18 protein-coding genes are annotated in these 17,475 nt (G+C 58.2%); 2 read left to right on the plus strand and 16 right to left on the minus strand.

Features of this window, described 5'->3' with window-relative positions:
- Positions 1-20: 20 nt before the first annotated feature.
- The 16 genes from atpG to rpmH form a co-directional block, all read right to left on the minus strand.
- Positions 21-881 carry a F0F1 ATP synthase subunit gamma gene (gene atpG, locus ACZ889_RS03940; protein ID WP_003253195.1) on the minus strand — a complete coding sequence of 287 codons (861 nt, stop codon included), beginning with the start codon at positions 879-881 and terminating at the stop codon, positions 21-23.
- 48 nt (positions 882-929) lie between these two features.
- A complete protein-coding gene (gene atpA, locus ACZ889_RS03945) occupies positions 930-2,474 on the minus strand; it encodes a F0F1 ATP synthase subunit alpha (RefSeq protein WP_003253193.1) in 1,545 nt (514 codons plus the stop codon).
- Positions 2,475-2,495: 21 nt separating this feature from the next.
- Positions 2,496-3,032, minus strand: a complete 537-nt coding sequence (locus tag ACZ889_RS03950) for a F0F1 ATP synthase subunit delta (RefSeq protein WP_003253191.1) — start codon at positions 3,030-3,032, stop codon at positions 2,496-2,498.
- A 12-nt stretch (positions 3,033-3,044) separates the two neighbouring features.
- Positions 3,045-3,515 carry a F0F1 ATP synthase subunit B gene (locus ACZ889_RS03955; RefSeq protein ID WP_003253189.1) on the minus strand — a complete coding sequence of 157 codons (471 nt, stop codon included), beginning with the start codon at positions 3,513-3,515 and terminating at the stop codon, positions 3,045-3,047.
- 56 nt (positions 3,516-3,571) lie between these two features.
- Positions 3,572-3,829, minus strand: coding sequence for a F0F1 ATP synthase subunit C (atpE, locus tag ACZ889_RS03960; protein ID WP_003097235.1), 258 nt, complete (start codon positions 3,827-3,829; stop codon positions 3,572-3,574).
- A gap of 144 nt (positions 3,830-3,973) precedes the next feature.
- Positions 3,974-4,843, minus strand: a complete 870-nt coding sequence (atpB, locus tag ACZ889_RS03965; protein ID WP_003253188.1) for a F0F1 ATP synthase subunit A — start codon at positions 4,841-4,843, stop codon at positions 3,974-3,976.
- Positions 4,844-4,859: 16 nt separating this feature from the next.
- A complete protein-coding gene (locus ACZ889_RS03970; protein WP_003253187.1) occupies positions 4,860-5,267 on the minus strand; it encodes a F0F1 ATP synthase subunit I in 408 nt (135 codons plus the stop codon).
- Positions 5,268-5,416: 149 nt separating this feature from the next.
- Complete coding sequence (locus tag ACZ889_RS03975) at positions 5,417-6,289, minus strand: ParB/RepB/Spo0J family partition protein (RefSeq protein WP_003253185.1); 873 nt, start codon at positions 6,287-6,289, stop codon at positions 5,417-5,419.
- Between the two features lie 9 nt (positions 6,290-6,298).
- Positions 6,299-7,090, minus strand: coding sequence for a ParA family protein (locus ACZ889_RS03980; RefSeq protein ID WP_003253182.1), 792 nt, complete (start codon positions 7,088-7,090; stop codon positions 6,299-6,301).
- An 18-nt stretch (positions 7,091-7,108) separates the two neighbouring features.
- Entirely contained in the window at positions 7,109-7,759 is a 651-nt protein-coding gene (gene rsmG, locus ACZ889_RS03985) for a 16S rRNA (guanine(527)-N(7))-methyltransferase RsmG (RefSeq protein ID WP_003253179.1), read from the minus strand.
- Positions 7,756-9,648: a tRNA uridine-5-carboxymethylaminomethyl(34) synthesis enzyme MnmG gene (mnmG, locus tag ACZ889_RS03990; RefSeq protein ID WP_003253177.1), complete on the minus strand. Its 1,893-nt coding sequence runs from the start codon at positions 9,646-9,648 to the stop codon at positions 7,756-7,758. The genes rsmG and mnmG overlap by 4 nt, the downstream gene beginning before the upstream one ends.
- A 633-nt stretch (positions 9,649-10,281) precedes the next feature.
- Positions 10,282-11,652, minus strand: a complete 1,371-nt coding sequence (mnmE, locus tag ACZ889_RS03995; protein WP_003253174.1) for a tRNA uridine-5-carboxymethylaminomethyl(34) synthesis GTPase MnmE — start codon at positions 11,650-11,652, stop codon at positions 10,282-10,284.
- Positions 11,653-11,740: 88 nt separating this feature from the next.
- Positions 11,741-13,423 (minus strand): membrane protein insertase YidC, encoded by a 1,683-nt coding sequence (gene yidC / locus ACZ889_RS04000; protein WP_003253171.1) that lies wholly within the window; start codon positions 13,421-13,423, stop codon positions 11,741-11,743.
- Positions 13,424-13,425: 2 nt separating this feature from the next.
- Positions 13,426-13,671, minus strand: a complete 246-nt coding sequence (yidD, locus tag ACZ889_RS04005; protein WP_003253169.1) for a membrane protein insertion efficiency factor YidD — start codon at positions 13,669-13,671, stop codon at positions 13,426-13,428.
- Entirely contained in the window at positions 13,664-14,068 is a 405-nt protein-coding gene (rnpA, locus tag ACZ889_RS04010) for a ribonuclease P protein component (protein WP_003253166.1), read from the minus strand. Before rnpA ends, yidD begins: the two co-directional genes overlap by 8 nt.
- 13 nt (positions 14,069-14,081) lie before the next feature.
- Positions 14,082-14,216 carry a 50S ribosomal protein L34 gene (gene rpmH / locus ACZ889_RS04015; RefSeq protein WP_003253163.1) on the minus strand — a complete coding sequence of 45 codons (135 nt, stop codon included), beginning with the start codon at positions 14,214-14,216 and terminating at the stop codon, positions 14,082-14,084.
- Positions 14,217-14,811: 595 nt separating this feature from the next.
- Here rpmH and dnaA point away from each other — a divergent pair.
- Positions 14,812-16,329: a chromosomal replication initiator protein DnaA gene (gene dnaA / locus ACZ889_RS04020; RefSeq protein WP_003253158.1), complete on the plus strand. Its 1,518-nt coding sequence runs from the start codon at positions 14,812-14,814 to the stop codon at positions 16,327-16,329.
- Positions 16,330-16,369: 40 nt separating this feature from the next.
- Entirely contained in the window at positions 16,370-17,473 is a 1,104-nt protein-coding gene (gene dnaN, locus ACZ889_RS04025; RefSeq protein WP_003253156.1) for a DNA polymerase III subunit beta, read from the plus strand.
- Positions 17,474-17,475: the final 2 nt, after the last annotated feature.

A 17,475-nucleotide genomic window follows, 5' to 3' on the forward strand; every position in this document is an offset into this window, starting at 1 on the left:
TCCTCTGAATATGTGAACCGTTAAACCGCGGCAGCGCCGCCGACGATTTCCGAGATCTCCTGGGTGATCGCAGCCTGACGCGCCTTGTTGTAGATCAACTGAAGCTCTTTGATCAAATCACCGGCGTTGTCTGTGGCGTTCTTCATGGCGATCATCCGGGCCGCTTGTTCAGCAGCGTTGTTCTCGACCACCGCCTGGTATACCTGCGACTCCACGTAGCGCACCATCAAGCCGTCCAGCAGCTCTTTTGCGTCGGGTTCGTACAGGTAGTCCCAGTGATGCTTGAGATCCTGATCCGGGGTTGCCACCAACGGTACCAATTGCTCGACCGTCGGCTTCTGGGTCATGGTATTGATGAACTTGTTCGAAACCACCGAGAGGCGATCGATACGGCCGTCCAGGTAGGCGTCCAGCATCACTTTGACGGAGCCGATCAGATCGTTGATCGATGGCTCTTCGCCCAAGTGGCTGATCGCTGCTACGACGTTGCCGCCAAAGATGCGGAAGAAAGTCGCACCCTTGCTGCCGATCACGCACAGGTCGATTTCCACGCCCTGTTCGCGGTTTGCGCTCATGTCCTTGACCAGGGCCTTGAACAGGTTGGTGTTCAAGCCACCGCACAGACCACGGTCACTGCTCACCACGATATAACCAGCGCGCTTTACAGGGCGCTCGATCATGAACGGGTGGCGGTATTCCGGGTTGGCGTTGGCCAGATGACCGATCACCTGGCGGATACGTTCCGCGTAAGGACGGCTAGCAGCCATGCGCATTTGTGCCTTGCGCATCTTGCTGACCGCCACTTTCTCCATGGCGCTGGTAATTTTTTGCGTGCTTTTGATGCTCGCAATCTTACTGCGAATCTCTTTTGCGCCTGCCATGTATCACCTATCAGGTTAGCAAGCGGGGGCCTGAGCCCCCGCTGCGGCTTACCAGGTCTGGGTGGCCTTGAACTTCTCGATACCGGCTTTCAGGCCTGCGTCGATTTCGTCGTTGAAGTCACCCTTCACGTTGATCTTCGCCATCAGTTCAGCGTGATCACGGTTGAAGAAGGCGATCAGAGCTTGCTCGAAGCTGCCGATCTTGGAGACTTCTACGTCGATCAGGAAGCCACGCTCAGCGGCGTACAGCGACAGAGCCATGTCCGCGATGGACATCGGCGCGTACTGCTTCTGCTTCATCAGCTCGGTAACGCGCTGACCATGCTCCAGCTGCTTGCGGGTCGCTTCGTCCAGATCGGACGCGAACTGGGCAAATGCAGCCAGTTCACGGTACTGAGCCAGAGCAGTACGAATACCACCGGACAGCTTCTTGATGATCTTGGTCTGAGCGGCACCACCTACGCGGGATACCGAAACACCGGCGTTCACTGCAGGGCGGATGCCCGAGTTGAACATGGCCGATTCCAGGAAGATCTGACCGTCGGTGATGGAAATCACGTTGGTCGGAACGAACGCAGAAACGTCGCCAGCCTGGGTTTCGATGATCGGCAGAGCGGTCAGGGAACCGGTTTTGCCAGTGACAGCACCGTTGGTGAACTTCTCGACGTACTCTTCCGAAACGCGCGATGCACGCTCCAGCAGACGGGAGTGGAGATAGAACACGTCGCCTGGGTATGCTTCGCGTCCTGGTGGACGGCGCAGCAGCAGGGAGATCTGACGGTAGGCAACGGCCTGCTTGGACAGGTCATCGTAAACGATCAGTGCGTCTTCACCGCGGTCGCGGAAGAACTCGCCCATGGTGCAACCGGCGTATGGCGCCAGGAATTGCAGTGCGGCGGATTCCGAAGCACTGGCAACAACCACGATGGTGTTGGCCAGGGCGCCGTTTTCTTCCAGCTTGCGAACGATGTTGGCAACGGTGGAACGCTTCTGGCCGACAGCAACATAAACGCAGAAAATACCGGAGTCTTTCTGGTTGATGATGGCGTCGATGGCCATGGCGGTCTTGCCGATCTGACGGTCGCCAATGATCAGCTCACGCTGGCCACGGCCGACAGGGATCATGGCGTCGACGGATTTGTAACCAGTCTGTACAGGCTGGTCTACCGACTTACGCCAGATCACGCCTGGAGCAACTTTCTCGACAGCGTCGGTCTGGGTGTTGCCCAGAGGACCTTTGCCGTCGATCGGGTTGCCCAGTGCGTCGACGACGCGACCCAGCAGTTCCTTACCAACCGGAACTTCCAGGATGCGGCCGGTGCACTTGGCGCTCATGCCTTCGGCGAGGGTGTCGTATGCACCCAGGATCACTGCACCTACGGAGTCTTGCTCCAGGTTCAGGGCCATGCCGTAGACGCCGCCAGGGAACTCGATCATTTCGCCGTACATGACGTCGGCCAGACCGTGGATCCGCACGATACCGTCGGATACCGAAACGACGGTACCTTCGTTACGGGCTTGGGAGCTCACATCGAGGTTATCGATGCGGCCCTTGATGATTTCACTAATTTCGGAAGGATTGAGTTGCTGCATTGCTCTGCTGCCCCTTCAAACTCAAGATTTCAATGCTTCGGCCAGTTTCGCGATTTTGCCGCGAACAGAGCCATCGATTACCAGGTCACCAGCGCGGATGACGACGCCGCCAATCAGGCTGGCATCCTCCGACGCGTGCAGGCGCACTTCCTGGCCTAACCGTGCACTGAGAACCTTGGCGAGTTTGTCTTGCTGTTCTTGGTTCAACGCGAAGGCACTGGTGACTTCCACGTCCACGGATTTCTCTTGCTCGGCCTTGTACAGGTCGAACAGGGCGGCAATCTCCGGCAGAAGCAGGAGACGGTCGTTTTCCGCGGCAACATGAATGAAATTCTGTGCCTGTGCATTGAACTTGTCACCGCACACGTCAATGAACGTGGCGGCCTTTTCTGCGCTCGTCAGTCGCGGGGCCTTGAGCAGGCGCTGCATGGTGTCGTCTTGCGACACCGCAGCAGCCAGGCCGAGCATGGCTGACCAATTGGCCAGTTGCTGATGGGCCTGGGCATGCTCAAAGGCAGCCTTAGCGTAAGGTCGGGCCAACGTGGTCAGTTCTGCCATGATCGCCCTCGCTTAAATTTCAGCGGCCAGTTTGTTAACCAGCTCCGCATGCGCGTTTTGATCGATTGTGGCGCCAAGGATCTTTTCAGCACCACCAACGGCCAGAGCACCCACTTGGGCACGCAGGGCGTCTTTAGCGCTGTTCAGTTCCTGTTCGATCTCGGCCAGAGCCTGAGCCTTCACACGGTCAGCTTCGACGCGGGCCTGTTCACGGGCTTCCTCGACAAGCTGAGCAGCGCGTTTCTTGCTTTGCTCGATGATTTCGGCTGCTTGTGCTTTAGCTTCACGCAGTTGCTGACCCGCTTTCTCTTGGGCCAGCTCCAGGTCGCGAGCTGCGCGGTTGGCAGCGTCCAAGCCGTCGGCAATCTTCTTTTGGCGCTCTTGCAGAGCAGTGATGACCGGAGGCCATACATACTTCATGCAGAAGAGTACAAAAATCAGGAAAGCAACGGATTGGCCAATCAGGGTTGCATTAATGTTCACGCCAACACCTCGCTCGGTCTTAATTCATACAGCCATCAACTCGTGGTGACGAGTGATTAGCCGGCGATCTGACCAACGAACGGATTCGCGAAGGTGAAGAACAGAGCGATACCAACACCGATCATGGTTACGGCGTCGAGCAGACCGGCAACGATGAACATTTTGACCTGCAGCATCGGAACCATTTCTGGCTGACGAGCAGCGCCTTCCAGGAATTTGCCACCCAGCAGGCCGAAACCAATGGCGGTACCCAGAGCACCCAGGCCGATCAGCAGAGCAACAGCGATAGCGGTCAGACCAACTACAGTTTCCATCTTTCCTCCCGACTTTTACGTCGTATTGGTTAGGTTTTTAGTTTGAAGCGGTAAAACAAATCGTTTGGTACAGCATGCCCTTGCGGACTTTTTAAGCCCTCCCCCCGTACAGGCAGGGAAGGCTATCAGACACGCCAGGCGGTCTTAATGGTTATCTTCGTGAGCCATCGACAGGTAGACGATGGTCAGCATCATGAAGATGAAAGCTTGCAGGGTGATGATCAGGATGTGGAACACAGCCCACGCCCATTGCAGCACCACACCCAGGCCGCTGAGCCACAGCAGGCCGGAGCCGAACATTACAGCGATCAGGATGAACACCAGCTCGCCAGCATACATGTTGCCGAACAGACGCAGTGCCAGCGAGATCGGTTTGGCGATCAGGGTGACGAATTCCAGCAGGAAGTTGACCGGAATCAGCAGGATCTGCACGAAGATATTCTTGCTGCCAAACGGGTGCAGGGTCAGCTCACCGATGAAGCCGCCCAGTCCCTTGACCTTGATGCTGTAGAAGATGATCAGGGCGAAGACGCAGAAGGCCATGGCCAGGGTCGCGTTCGGGTCGGTGGTCGACACGGCGCGGAACGGAATGTGCGGGTCACCGGAAATCAGGATGGCCAGCTGAGGAATCCAGTCGACCGGTACCAGGTCAACGGCGTTCATCAGGAATACCCAGACGAAAATGGTCAGCGCCAGTGGTGCGATTACCGGGCTACGGCCGTGGAAGGAGTCCTTCACGCTGCCGTTGACGAAGTCGACCATCACCTCAACGAAGTTCTGCAGACCGCCAGGTTGGCCGGAAGTCGCCTTCTTGGCCGCCATGCGGAAGATCAACAGGAAGATCAGACCCAGCGCGACGGACCAACCCAGGGTGTCCAGGTGGAACGCCCAGAAGCCCATTGCCTTGGCTTCTGCAGCCGAATGGGCGAAGCCCCAGCTGCCGTCTGGTAGTTGACCGTAGGTCAGGTTCTGCAAGTGGTGCTGGATATAGCCCGAAGCGGTTTCTGCTGCCATGGTTGCCTCAAACGCCCTAAGGTCTCGAAAGTCTTTTATTCATCAGCAGGGGCGCGAACCAGCTGACCAAAAGGGTCAACACGAAGACGCCGAATACTGCTAGCGGCGCCAGTGGCTTCACTCCTGCAAAGGTCAGTGCAAAAAGCACTGCCGTCAAAATCATCTTGCCTGCCTCGCCAGCGTAAAACGACTTGACGATAGCTTGTGCCGCCCGAGCTCCGCTGAAGCGAAAAGCCTTCCAGGCGAAATACACATTGGGCAGCCAGGCAATCAAACCTCCGCAAAGGCCTGAATATCCACTGACCGACCCTTTCCACTGCCACACCACCAAGGTTGCCAGCAGCAGTACGACAAATTGAGCCAGCAGTACCGGAAAAACCGCCCAGCGATGGAAAGGCAGGCGGTTTGGCGTGCGTATTTCCATCACAACTGCTCCTCGGAAGTCGACCAACAAGTCAGCTATGACTTGGCATAATTTGTGCCGACAAAATGCGCGCAGAGTATAGGGGTGGATTAACCCCTATTCAACTCTTCGGTAGTGATTTCCGACTTCACGCTACAACAGGAATTGTTTCAGCGGATGTGAGCGAGCACGCCTTGCAACTCATCAAGCGAGTTGTAGCGAATAACCAACTGGCCTTTGCCCTTGTTGCCATGACGGATCTGCACGGCCGAGCCCAGGCGCTCTGCGAGCCGCTGTTCAAGGCGTGCGATATCCGGATCAGGTTTGCTCGGTTCGACCGGATCAGGCTTGTCGCTGAGCCACTGACGGACCAGTGCCTCGGTTTGGCGCACGGTGAGGCCACGTGCGACAACATGACGCGCCCCCTCCTCCTGACGATTTTCATCCAGGCCGAGCAATGCACGGGCGTGCCCCATCTCCAGATCACCGTGGGCGAGCATGGTCTTGATCGCATCGGGCAAGGTAATGAGGCGCAGCAGGTTGGCCACAGTCACCCGCGACTTGCCCACAGCGTCAGCCACCTGCTGCTGGGTGAGCTCGAATTCCTGTTGCAGGCGCTGGAGGGCCATGGCCTCTTCCAGCGGGTTGAGGTCTTCACGCTGGATGTTCTCGATCAATGCCATGGCGATGGCGGCTTCGTCGGGCACTTCGCGGACCATTGCCGGGATCGTGTCCAGGCCGGCCTGCTGGGTAGCGCGCCAACGGCGCTCACCGGCGATGATCTCGTATCGGTTGTCGCCAATCGGGCGTACCACGATCGGTTGCATCACACCATGGTTGCGAATCGAGTGCGCAAGCTCTTCCAGCGCCTCCGGGTCCATGTCCCGGCGAGGCTGATACTTGCCGCGCTGGACCAGCTCGACCGGCAGGTGTTGCAGTTCTTTCTGGTCGATCTTCACAGCCTGCTCTTCGAGCGCGCTGACGGAAGGACCACTGAGCAGTGCATCCAACCCACGTCCGAGACCCCGTTTCTTGACGGCCATACGGATTCCTTAAGTTGTTTGTGCAGTGCGTGATGGACGGCGTTGACGGCGTACCAGTTCCCCAGCCAGGGCCAGGTAAGCCAGCGCGCCCCGCGATTGCTTGTCGTAAGCAAGGGCTGGCATGCCGAAGCTGGGGGCCTCGGCCAAGCGAATGTTGCGCGGAATGACCGTGTCGTACAGCTGAGGGCCAAAGTGCTCCTTCAACTGTGCCGAAACATCGTTGTTCAGGCTCAGACGCGGATCGTACATGGTCCGCAGCAGGCCCTCGATCTTCAACTCCGGGTTCAACCGGGCGGCGATACGCTTGATGTTATCCACAAGGTCGCTGAGACCTTCCAGTGCGTAGTACTCACACTGCATGGGGATAATCACGCCATCGGAAGCGACCAGAGCATTCAGCGTGAGCATCGACAGCGACGGCGGGCAGTCGATGAGGATGTAGTCGTAGTTATCGCGAATAGGCGCCAGGGCGTTGCGCAGACGGCTTTCCTTGACCTGCATTTCCAGCAGCACCACCTCAGCGGCGGTCAGGTCACGGTTGGCCGGCAGCAACTGGAAGCCTCCGTGCTCGGAGTAGTGCATAGCCTGGGCCAAGTCGCACTCCCCGATCAGCAGGTCGTAGACCGAATGCTCGAGCTCGTGCTTGTCCACACCGCTGCCCATGGTGGCGTTGCCCTGCGGATCGAGGTCGATCAGCAGGACACGACGCTTGGTCGCAGCCAGCGAGGCGGCGAGATTGATACAGGTGGTTGTCTTGCCCACACCACCTTTCTGGTTCGCGATTGCGAATACCTTAGCCATTGTTGCGAGTGTTCCCAGTCATGCCTTGCGGCGCAGTATCAGCAGATGGCGCTGGCCCTGGCAACCCGGAACGGTCAGGGCCTGTTCGCTTTCCACTGTGAAGTCTGCGGGCAATGCTACCAGTTCATCGGCAGGATGCAGCCCCTTCATTGCAAGCCATTGCGTCCCGGTGTCGCCCAAGTGGCGGGTCCAGTTGGTGAAGTTCTCCATGCTGCTGAAGGCGCGGGAGATGATTCCGTCGAACGGTTGTGCCGGCTGGAAGGCCTCGACCCGGCTGTGGATAACCGTGAGGTTGTCCAGCTTGAGTTCCATTTTCACCTGAGTCAGGAAACGGGTTTTCTTGCCATTGGCGTCCAGCACGGTGACGCGCTTGTGTGGATGCAGGATAGCCAGCGGGATGCCGGGCATGCCACCGCCGCTGCCAACATCCAGCCAGTTATCACGATCGTTGTGGATAAAAGACATGACGCTAAGGCTGTCGAGCAGGTGACGCGAAACCATCTCGTCCGGATCGCGCACAGCAGTCAGGTTGTAGGCTTTGTTCCATTTGATCAACAGAGCCAGGTAGCCAAGCAGCTTCTCGTGCTGCTCGGCAGTCAGCTCGACGCCAAGCTGGCGCGCACCTGTGGATAACTCTTCAGCGTGTTGAGGGGTGACCAGGGAACTCAAGCGCTTTGCTCCAATTCGCGGCCAGCGCCGCGTTTTTTCAAGTGAATCAGCAACAGGGAAATCGCCGCCGGGGTCACACCCGGGATACGCGAAGCCTGGCCCAGCGTCTCCGGACGGGTCTGGCTCAGCTTGCCCTGTATCTCCTTGGACAGGCCGGAAATCGTCGTGTAGTCGATATCCACAGGCAGGCGTGTGTCTTCGCTGGCGCGCAGTCGGGCAATTTCATCCTGCTGACGGTCGATGTAGCCGGCGTACTTGGTGCGGATCTCGACCTGCTCGGCAACCTGTGGATCGATTGCTTCACCGCCAGTCGCTTCGATCAGGCCGGCGTAGTCGATTTCGGGACGCGCCAGCAGGTTGAGCAAGCTGTACTCGTGGCTCAGCGGAGTGCCGAATTTATCCACAACGGCCTGGCCTTGCTCGGTATTCGGCCGAACCCAGGTCGATTTCAGGCGCTGTTCCTCACGCTCGATACCGTCGCGCTTGGCGCAGAACGCGGCCCAGCGCTGGTCATCGATCAGGCCCAGTTCACGGCCCTTTTCGGTCAGGCGCAGGTCGGCGTTGTCTTCGCGCAGTATCAGCCGGTACTCGGCACGCGAGGTAAACATGCGGTACGGCTCCTGAGTACCCAAGGTAATCAGGTCGTCCACCAGTACGCCGATGTATGCCTCGTCGCGGCGCGGGCACCAGCTGTCACGGCCCTGCGCCCGAAGTGCGGCGTTAGTCCCGGCCAGCAGGCCCTGGGCGCCGGCTTCTTCGTACCCGGTGGTGCCGTTGATCTGCCCGGCGAAGAACAGGCCGCCGATGACTTTGGTCTCGAGGCTGTACTTGAGGTCACGGGGATCGAAGTAGTCGTACTCGATGGCATAGCCCGGGCGCACGATGTGGGCGTTTTCCATGCCGCGGATCGAACGGACCAGCTCCAGCTGCACGTCGAACGGCAGCGAAGTGGAAATACCGTTGGGATACAACTCATGGGTGTTCAAGCCTTCCGGCTCAATGAACACCTGGTGGCTTTCCTTGTCGGCGAAGCGGTGGATCTTGTCTTCGATCGACGGACAGTAGCGCGGACCGACACCTTCGATCACGCCTGAGTACATCGGTGAACGGTCGAGGTTCGACGCAATGATCTCGTGGGTGCGCGCATTGGTGTGGGTAATCCAGCAGCTCACCTGACGCGGGTGCATTTCGGCATTGCCCATGAACGACATCACCGGGATCGGCGTATCGCCTGGCTGTTCGGTCATTACCGAGAAGTCCACCGAGCGGCCGTCAATGCGTGGCGGGGTACCGGTTTTCAGGCGGCCGACGCGCAGCGGCAGTTCACGCATGCGGTGGGCCAGGGCAATCGAAGGTGGATCACCGGCGCGACCACCGGAATGGTTTTGCAGACCAATGTGGATAAGGCCGCCGAGGAAGGTACCGGTAGTCAGCACCACAGATTCGGCAAAGAAACGCAGGCCCATCTGGGTCACCACGCCTTTGACCTGGTCCTGTTCGACAATCAGGTCGTCGCAGGACTGCTGGAATATCCACAGGTTTGGCTGGTTTTCCAGGATTTCACGTACCACTGCCTTGTAGATGGCGCGGTCGGCTTGTGCACGGGTGGCACGTACGGCCGGGCCCTTGCGGTTGTTCAGAACGCGGAACTGGATGCCGCTCTTGTCGGTGGCCAGCGCCATGGCGCCGCCGAGCGCATCGATCTCTTTGACCAGATGGCTTTTGCCAATACCGCCGATGGCGGGGTTGCAGCTCATGTGACCGAGGGTTTCCACGTTATGGGTCAGCAGCAGGGTTTTCACACCCATGCGTGCAGACGCAAGCGCAGCCTCGGTACCGGCATGGCCGCCGCCGATGACGATCACGTCAAAACGGGAAGGGAAATCCACCACGCACCTCGTGCCTGTTTTTGCGAATAGAGAAGGTAAGCGGACAAGTATAGGGACTTCACCCCCACTAAAGAAACCGTCTGAGCAAATTTTGACCAGTCTGTGGATGAGTGGCAAACAACAGAAATCAAAGAGAAGAAATTTAAAAAGCTTTGTTTTTATGTTTATTCTTATGCACAGCGATATCTGTGGATAAAGTCCTATATCCCAATAATGGCGCTATGTAGAGAGAAATTAAACCCTGTGTCTGGAGTGCCATGAGGCCTATGGATAACGTCTTTTAGCCTGTGGATTAAATGGCTGTTTACCCACAGGCGGGTTTTTCCTCAGAAAAAAAGCCCGCTTATCAACTGAGCTGAAGGCGACTTTTCCACAGGGCTCCTGAGCACAGTTTTCAAGCCGAGCATGGAAAATTCATCGCGCTGGCGGCCAGACATGGTCAGGTTGGAGCGGTCGAGCCCGCGAAAGGGTCGGTACATCCACAGGGATCTGGAGCTTGTAAGGGCTTCTTCGCGGACCCGCCCGCCCCCACAGGTGTTTGGGTCATCGGCCTGCATTCATCTTCTGCAACGAATTTCAGGCAAAAAAAAGCCGCTCCCTAAGGAGCGGCGCTTGGCCTTGCCTGGCTGTGGATTACTTGCCGATGCAGAAGCTGGAGAAAATCCGCCCAAGCAGGTCATCCGAGCTGAATGCTCCTGTGATCTCCCCCAGCGCATGCTGTGCCTGGCGTAAGTCCTCAGCCAGAAGCTCTCCCGCGCCCGCCAAGGTCAATTGGGCACGGCCGTGCTCCAGGTGCTCGCTGGCCTGGCGCAAGGCATCCAGATGGCGCCGGCGGGCGCTGAAGCCACTCTCTGCAGTCTGCTCGTAACCCATACAGCCCTTCAGATGGTCGCGGAGCAGTTGCAGCCCTGTGTCGTCGCCCTTGGCGCTCAGGGTAATGGTCACATGGCCGTCATCGCACTGTTCCAGCGCTACCCGCTCACCACTCAGGTCGGCCTTGTTGCGAATCAACGTGACCTTGGCCGGGTCCGGCCGCTGAGCGAGAAACTCCGGCCACAAAGCGAACGGATCGCTGGCCTCGGGCGCAGTGGAGTCGACTACCAGCAGAACGCGGTCTGCCTCGCCAATGGCCTTCAGGGCGCGTTCCACACCGATCTTTTCCACATGGTCATCGGTATCGCGCAAGCCAGCGGTATCGACAACGTGCAGCGGCATGCCGTCGATGTGGATATGTTCGCGCAGGATATCCCGCGTGGTGCCGGCGATGTCAGTGACGATGGCAGCTTCCCGCCCGGCCAGCTGGTTCAGCAAGCTCGACTTACCAGCATTCGGCCGGCCGGCAATGACTACCGTCATGCCGTCACGCAGCAAGGCGCCCTGCCCGGCCTCGCGCTGCACAGTGGATAACTCGCTGCGCACGGCATCAAGCATCGACAGCACGTGGCCATCGGCGAGGAAGTCGATCTCTTCCTCAGGAAAGTCGATCGCCGCCTCGACGTAAATACGCAAGGCAATCAACGCCTCGGTGAGGCTGTGCACACGCTTGGAGAATTCCCCTTGCAGCGAGCGCAGGGCGTTGCGCGCTGCCTGGCTGGAACTGGCCTCGATCAGGTCGGCGATGGCTTCGGCCTGCGCCAGGTCGAGCTTGTCGTTGAGGAAGGCGCGCTCGCTGAACTCGCCCGGGCGAGCCAGACGACAGCCGACTTGTACACAGCGCTGCAGCAGCATGTCCAAAACCACCGGGCCGCCGTGTCCCTGCAGTTCAAGCACGTCCTCACCAGTGAACGAATTAGGCCCGGGAAAGAACAGAGCAATCCCTTCGTCCAGCACCAGCCCTTCATCGTCGCGGAACGGACCGTAATGGGCATGCCGCGGGGTCAGGGTGCGGCCAGTGATCAACAGGCCGGCCTTGGCAGCCAGAGGGCCGGACAACCTGACAATTCCCACACCGCCCCGGCCTTGGGCCGTGGCGATGGCGGCGATGGTTTCACGCACAGTGTTCATGCTCGAAAGCCTCTACGACAAAAACGACAGATAGCAAAAACGCCCCACTAGGGGGCGTTTTTTATTCACAGGCTAGCGTATTAGCCCGTCAAGCAGCAGCTTTTTTGGTAGCTGCTTCGATACGGCGAGTGATGTACCACTGCTGCGAAATCGACAGGCAGTTGTTCACAACCCAGTACAGCACCAGACCGGCAGGGAACCACAGGAAGAAGAAGGTGAAGATGATTGGCATCATTTTCATCACCTTGGCCTGCATCGGATCCGGCGGTGTCGGGTTCAGGCGCTGCTGGATGAACATGGTGGCGCCCATGATGATCGGCAGGATGAAGAACGGATCCTTGATCGACAGGTCGGTAATCCACAGGATCCATGGGGCCTGGCGCATTTCCACGCTTTCCAGCAATACCCAGTACAGGGCCAGGAATACCGGCATCTGCACCAGTATCGGCAGGCAGCCGCCCAGTGGGTTGATCTTCTCTTTCTTGTAAAGCTCCATCATCGCCTGGGACATCTTCTGGCGATCGTCACCGAAGCGTTCCTTGAGTGCGGCGAGCTTAGGTGCAACGGCTCGCATACGCGCCATGGAGCGGTAGCTGGCAGCCGACAGTGGGAAGAACAGGCCTTTGATCAACATGGTCAGCACGATGATCGACCAGCCCCAGTTACCCAGCAGGCTGTGGATATGTTGCAGCAGCCAGAAGATCGGCTGAGCGATGAACCACAGGAAGCCGTAGTCGACGGTCAATTCCAGGCCTGGGGACAACTCTTTCAGCTTGGACTGGATTTTCGGGCCGGCGTACAGCAGGGCACTGGTTTCGACCTTGCCGCCAGCCGGTACGCTGATAACCGGGCCGGTGTAGCCGATGATGTAGTTGCCCTGGCTATCCTTGCGGGTCTGGACAACGTTGTTGTCCGACTTGGCCGGAATCCAGGCGGTCACGAAGTAGTGCTGCAGCCAGGCAACCCAACCGCCGGACACATTTTCTTTCAAACTACCTTTGTCGATGTCCTTCATCGAGACCTTTTTGTAAGGCTCAGATGCTGTCCACAGGGCAGCGCCCAGGTAGGTAGCGGTGCCGGTGGCAGTACTGGAGGACGGATCGCCGCTGGCATCACGCTTGAGCTGGGCAAACATGTTGCCGCTCCAGGCCTGGCCGCTCTGGTTGTCGATCAGGTAGCTGACATTCAGGTCGTACTCACCGCGCTTGAAGCTGAAACGCTTGATGTAGTTGACACCGTTGTCACTGAACTTCAGGTCGACCACCAGTTGTTCCTGGCCGTCGGCCAGCTGGTAGCTCTTCTGCTCGGCGGCATACAGGGGACGGCCGCTGGCGCGGGCATCCGGGCCGTCGGTGCCGGTCAGACCGCTTTGTGCCAGGTAAACACGCTCACCACCGTTGTCGAACAACTGGAATGGAATGTTCGGGTGGTCTTGACGGCGTGGGTACTTCGGCAGGTTCAGCTGGACGATGTCACCACCGACCGGATCGATAGCCAGTTCCAGAACGTCGGTCTTGACTCGGATCAGGTCCTTGCTGAGTGCGACCGGTGCCAGTTCGGCAGGGCTCGATTCGGCGTTGGCGCTCGGTACATCGGCGCTGGCACCGTTGTTACCGGCCGGCACGCCATCGGGCAAGCCCGGAGCAACAGTGCTGGCAGCAGTATTCTGAGTCGGCAGGGCAGCCTGGCCGTAGTCATCGTTCCACTTCAGGACCATGACGTAGGACACGACTGCCAGCGCGGCGATCAGGATCGTGCGTTTAATATCCATGATTACTCGGCTATCGAAGAAGTTCGGGAGGAAGGAGCGGGTGGAACGGGGTCGAAACCGCCGTCATTCCACGGATGACAACGCCCCAGGCGACGAACGGCCAGCCACCCACCACGCCAGATGCCATGGTTTTCGATGGCTTCATACGCGTAACAGGAGCAACTGGGGAAAAACCGACAGTGATTGGCCATCAGAGGACTAATGGCGTAACGGTAAAACTGGATCGGAACGAGTGCCAGTTTACGCATCTTGGCTGTCTACCCCTGCGGAATTGGCGGTGACTGCTGGTGTCGGCCGGCTGCGCGCCAGGCGTTTCCAGAGTTTGCCAAAGTGTTGGTGCAATTCCGGGTTTTCTATCTCACCCAATCCCTTGCGCGCGACGATCACGATGTCCAGGCCGGCAAGCAATTGCTGGTTCAGACGAAAGGAATCGCGCATCAAGCGCTTGAGGCGGTTGCGTTGAACGGCGAGCTTGACACTCTTCTTGCCGATTACCAAGCCAAGGCGTGGGTGATCGAGGCCGTTCTCGCGAGCAAGGATCAGCAGGTTTTTCCCTGGAACCTTGCCGGTTGGGGAGTCGAAGACCGCTTTGAAATGCCGGGGTGTAAGCAGTCGCTTTTCCCGACTGAAGTCCTGACTCACCACCTGTGCCGAAAAATCAAATGGCCAGACGCTTACGGCCTTTGGCACGACGACGCGACAGAACAGCACGGCCGTTCTTGGTAGCCATACGGGCACGGAAACCGTGGGTGCGGGCGCGCTTGATGGTGCTTGGTTGGAAAGTACGTTTCATGGCGTGTTACCTGGTTTGTCGACGACGGGCCGGGATGGCCCCCTTTTTAAGAGACCGGCGATTCTAGAGAAAGCAAGCCCATAGGTCAATTTCCAACCAGTCTTTCCATATAGAGCATGTGATGGACGGTGCCTGTTGATCAGTGCCCAAGGGGTGCTTGATCGGACACACGGATCGGGGACAACATGAAAAAAAAGAAGAGACATATAAAAAGCTTTTTTGAAGAACTTATAACTCTTAAGTGGATAACCTTCTGTGGATAACCTGCGCTAGCCCATGAATTACGGGGTGTACAGAGTTTTACAACTTTGTTCTGAACCCGTGCTGCGCTTGTTCCCATCGTGAGCGAAAGCTGTGGATGAAAACACCTGTTATCCACAGCGGAGTTATCAACAGGCTAAGGGCTGGGGTTGTGCATAGCCCTCATGGGCGTTTATCCACAGGGCTTATTCACAGAGGCGAAAAGTCGTTTTGGTCGATAAATGGCTGTTTTGTCGTGGTTCCTAACGTGTCCACATGTGGATAACTGAACGCTCGACCGGTACAATGGCGGTTTGTTTTTGCCTCATCCGGCTTTCAAACTCAGGGGATATCCGTGTCAGTGGAACTTTGGCAGCAGTGCGTGGAGCTTCTGCGCGATGAACTGCCTGCCCAGCAATTCAACACCTGGATCCGTCCGCTACAGGTCGAAGCCGAAGGCGACGAGTTGCGCGTCTATGCGCCTAACCGTTTCGTTCTCGATTGGGTCAATGAAAAGTACCTGGGTCGTTTGCTCGAGCTGTTGGGTGAGAACGGTAGCGGCATTGCACCAGCCCTTTCCTTATTAATAGGTAGCCGTCGCAGCTCGGCCCCAAGGGCTGCGCCCAACGCGCCGGTCAGCGCTGCCGTTGCGGCTTCGCTGGCGCAGACTCAGGCACACAAGACGGCTCCGGCAGCAGCGGTTGAACCCGTTGCCGTGGCTGCGGCCGAGCCTGTACTGGTCGAGACGTCTTCGCGTGACAGCTTTGATGCCATGGCCGAGCCTGCTGCTGCGCCGCCCAGTGGTGGCCGGGCTGAACAGCGCACCGTGCAGGTTGAAGGTGCGCTCAAGCACACCAGTTACCTGAACCGGACCTTTACCTTTGACACTTTCGTCGAAGGTAAGTCGAACCAGCTCGCCCGCGCGGCTGCCTGGCAGGTTGCGGACAACCCTAAGCATGGCTACAACCCACTGTTCCTTTATGGCGGTGTGGGTTTGGGTAAAACCCACCTTATGCATGCTGTGGGTAACCATCTGCTGAAGAAGAATCCGAACGCCAAGGTGGTGTACCTGCATTCGGAGCGTTTCGTCGCGGACATGGTCAAAGCGTTGCAACTCAATGCCATCAACGAATTCAAGCGCTTCTACCGCTCGGTGGACGCTTTGCTGATCGACGATATCCAGTTCTTCGCTCGCAAAGAGCGCTCGCAAGAAGAGTTTTTCCACACCTTCAACGCCTTGCTTGAGGGTGGCCAGCAGGTAATCCTTACCTCTGACCGCTATCCCAAGGAAATCGAAGGCCTGGAAGAGCGTCTGAAGTCGCGCTTTGGTTGGGGCCTGACGGTGGCTGTCGAGCCGCCAGAGCTGGAGACCCGCGTAGCGATCCTGATGAAGAAGGCCGACCAGGCCAAAGTCGAGCTCCCCCATGACGCAGCCTTTTTCATCGCTCAGCGCATCCGGTCCAACGTCCGTGAGCTGGAAGGTGCACTGAAGCGGGTTATTGCTCACTCGCACTTCATGGGGCGTGACATCACCATCGAGCTGATTCGTGAATCGCTCAAGGATCTGTTGGCGCTGCAAGACAAACTGGTCAGTGTGGATAACATTCAGCGTACCGTCGCTGAGTACTACAAGATCAAGATCTCCGATCTGTTGTCCAAGCGTCGTTCGCGTTCTGTCGCGCGCCCGCGTCAGGTAGCCATGGCCCTGTCCAAGGAGTTGACCAACCACAGTCTGCCGGAAATCGGCGACATGTTCGGTGGTCGCGACCATACGACCGTGCTGCACGCCTGCCGCAAAATCAATGAACTGAAGGAATCCGACGCGGACATCCGCGAGGACTACAAGAACCTGCTGCGGACGCTGACGACCTGATGGCCGTCTGCGCAGCTAATTGAAGGCAAGGGACTAGACCATGCATTTCACCATTCAACGCGAAGCCCTGTTGAAACCCCTGCAACTGGTCGCCGGTGTCGTCGAGCGCCGTCAGACCTTGCCGGTCCTGTCCAACGTATTGCTGGTCGTACAAGGCCAGCAACTGTCGTTGACCGGTACCGACCTGGAAGTCGAGCTGGTAGGCCGCGTGCAACTGGAAGAGCCGGCCGAGCCTGGCGAGATCACTGTTCCGGCGCGCAAGCTGATGGACATCTGCAAAAGCCTGCCTAACGACGCCCTGATCGATATCAAGGTCGATGAGCAGAAATTGTTGGTAAAGGCCGGCCGCAGCCGCTTCACCCTGTCGACCCTGCCTGCCAATGACTTCCCGACTGTGGAAGAAGGCCCGGGTTCGCTGACCTGCAACCTGGAGCAGAGCAAGCTGCGCCGCCTGATCGAGCGAACCAGCTTCGCCATGGCCCAGCAGGATGTGCGCTATTACCTCAACGGCATGCTGCTTGAGGTTTCCCGCAACACGTTGCGCGCCGTATCCACCGACGGTCACCGCCTGGCGCTTTGCTCGATGAGCGCGCCGATCGAGCAGGAGGATCGACACCAGGTCATCGTGCCGCGTAAAGGTATCCTGGAGTTGGCGCGCCTGCTGACCGATCCTGAAGGTATGGTCAGCATCGTGCTGGGCCAGCATCACATCCGCGCCACTACCGGCGAGTTCACCTTTACCTCCAAGCTGGTGGACGGCAAGTTCCCGGACTACGAGCGCGTACTGCCCAAAGGCGGTGACAAGCTGGTCGTCGGAGACCGTCAGGCGCTGCGTGAAGCCTTCAGCCGTACTGCAATTCTTTCCAACGAAAAGTACCGCGGTATTCGCCTGCAGCTGGCTGCCGGTCAACTGAAGATCCAGGCTAACAACCCCGAGCAGGAAGAAGCTGAAGAAGAAATCAGCGTGGACTACGAAGGTAGCTCACTGGAGATCGGTTTCAACGTCAGCTATTTGCTGGACGTGCTGGGCGTGATGACTACTGAGCAAGTTCGTCTGATCCTGTCCGATTCAAACAGCAGTGCGCTGCTGCAGGAAGCTGGCAATGACGATTCTTCCTACGTTGTCATGCCGATGCGCCTGTAACC

The sequence above is a fragment of the Pseudomonas sp. TE3895 genome, from assembly GCF_056278855.1.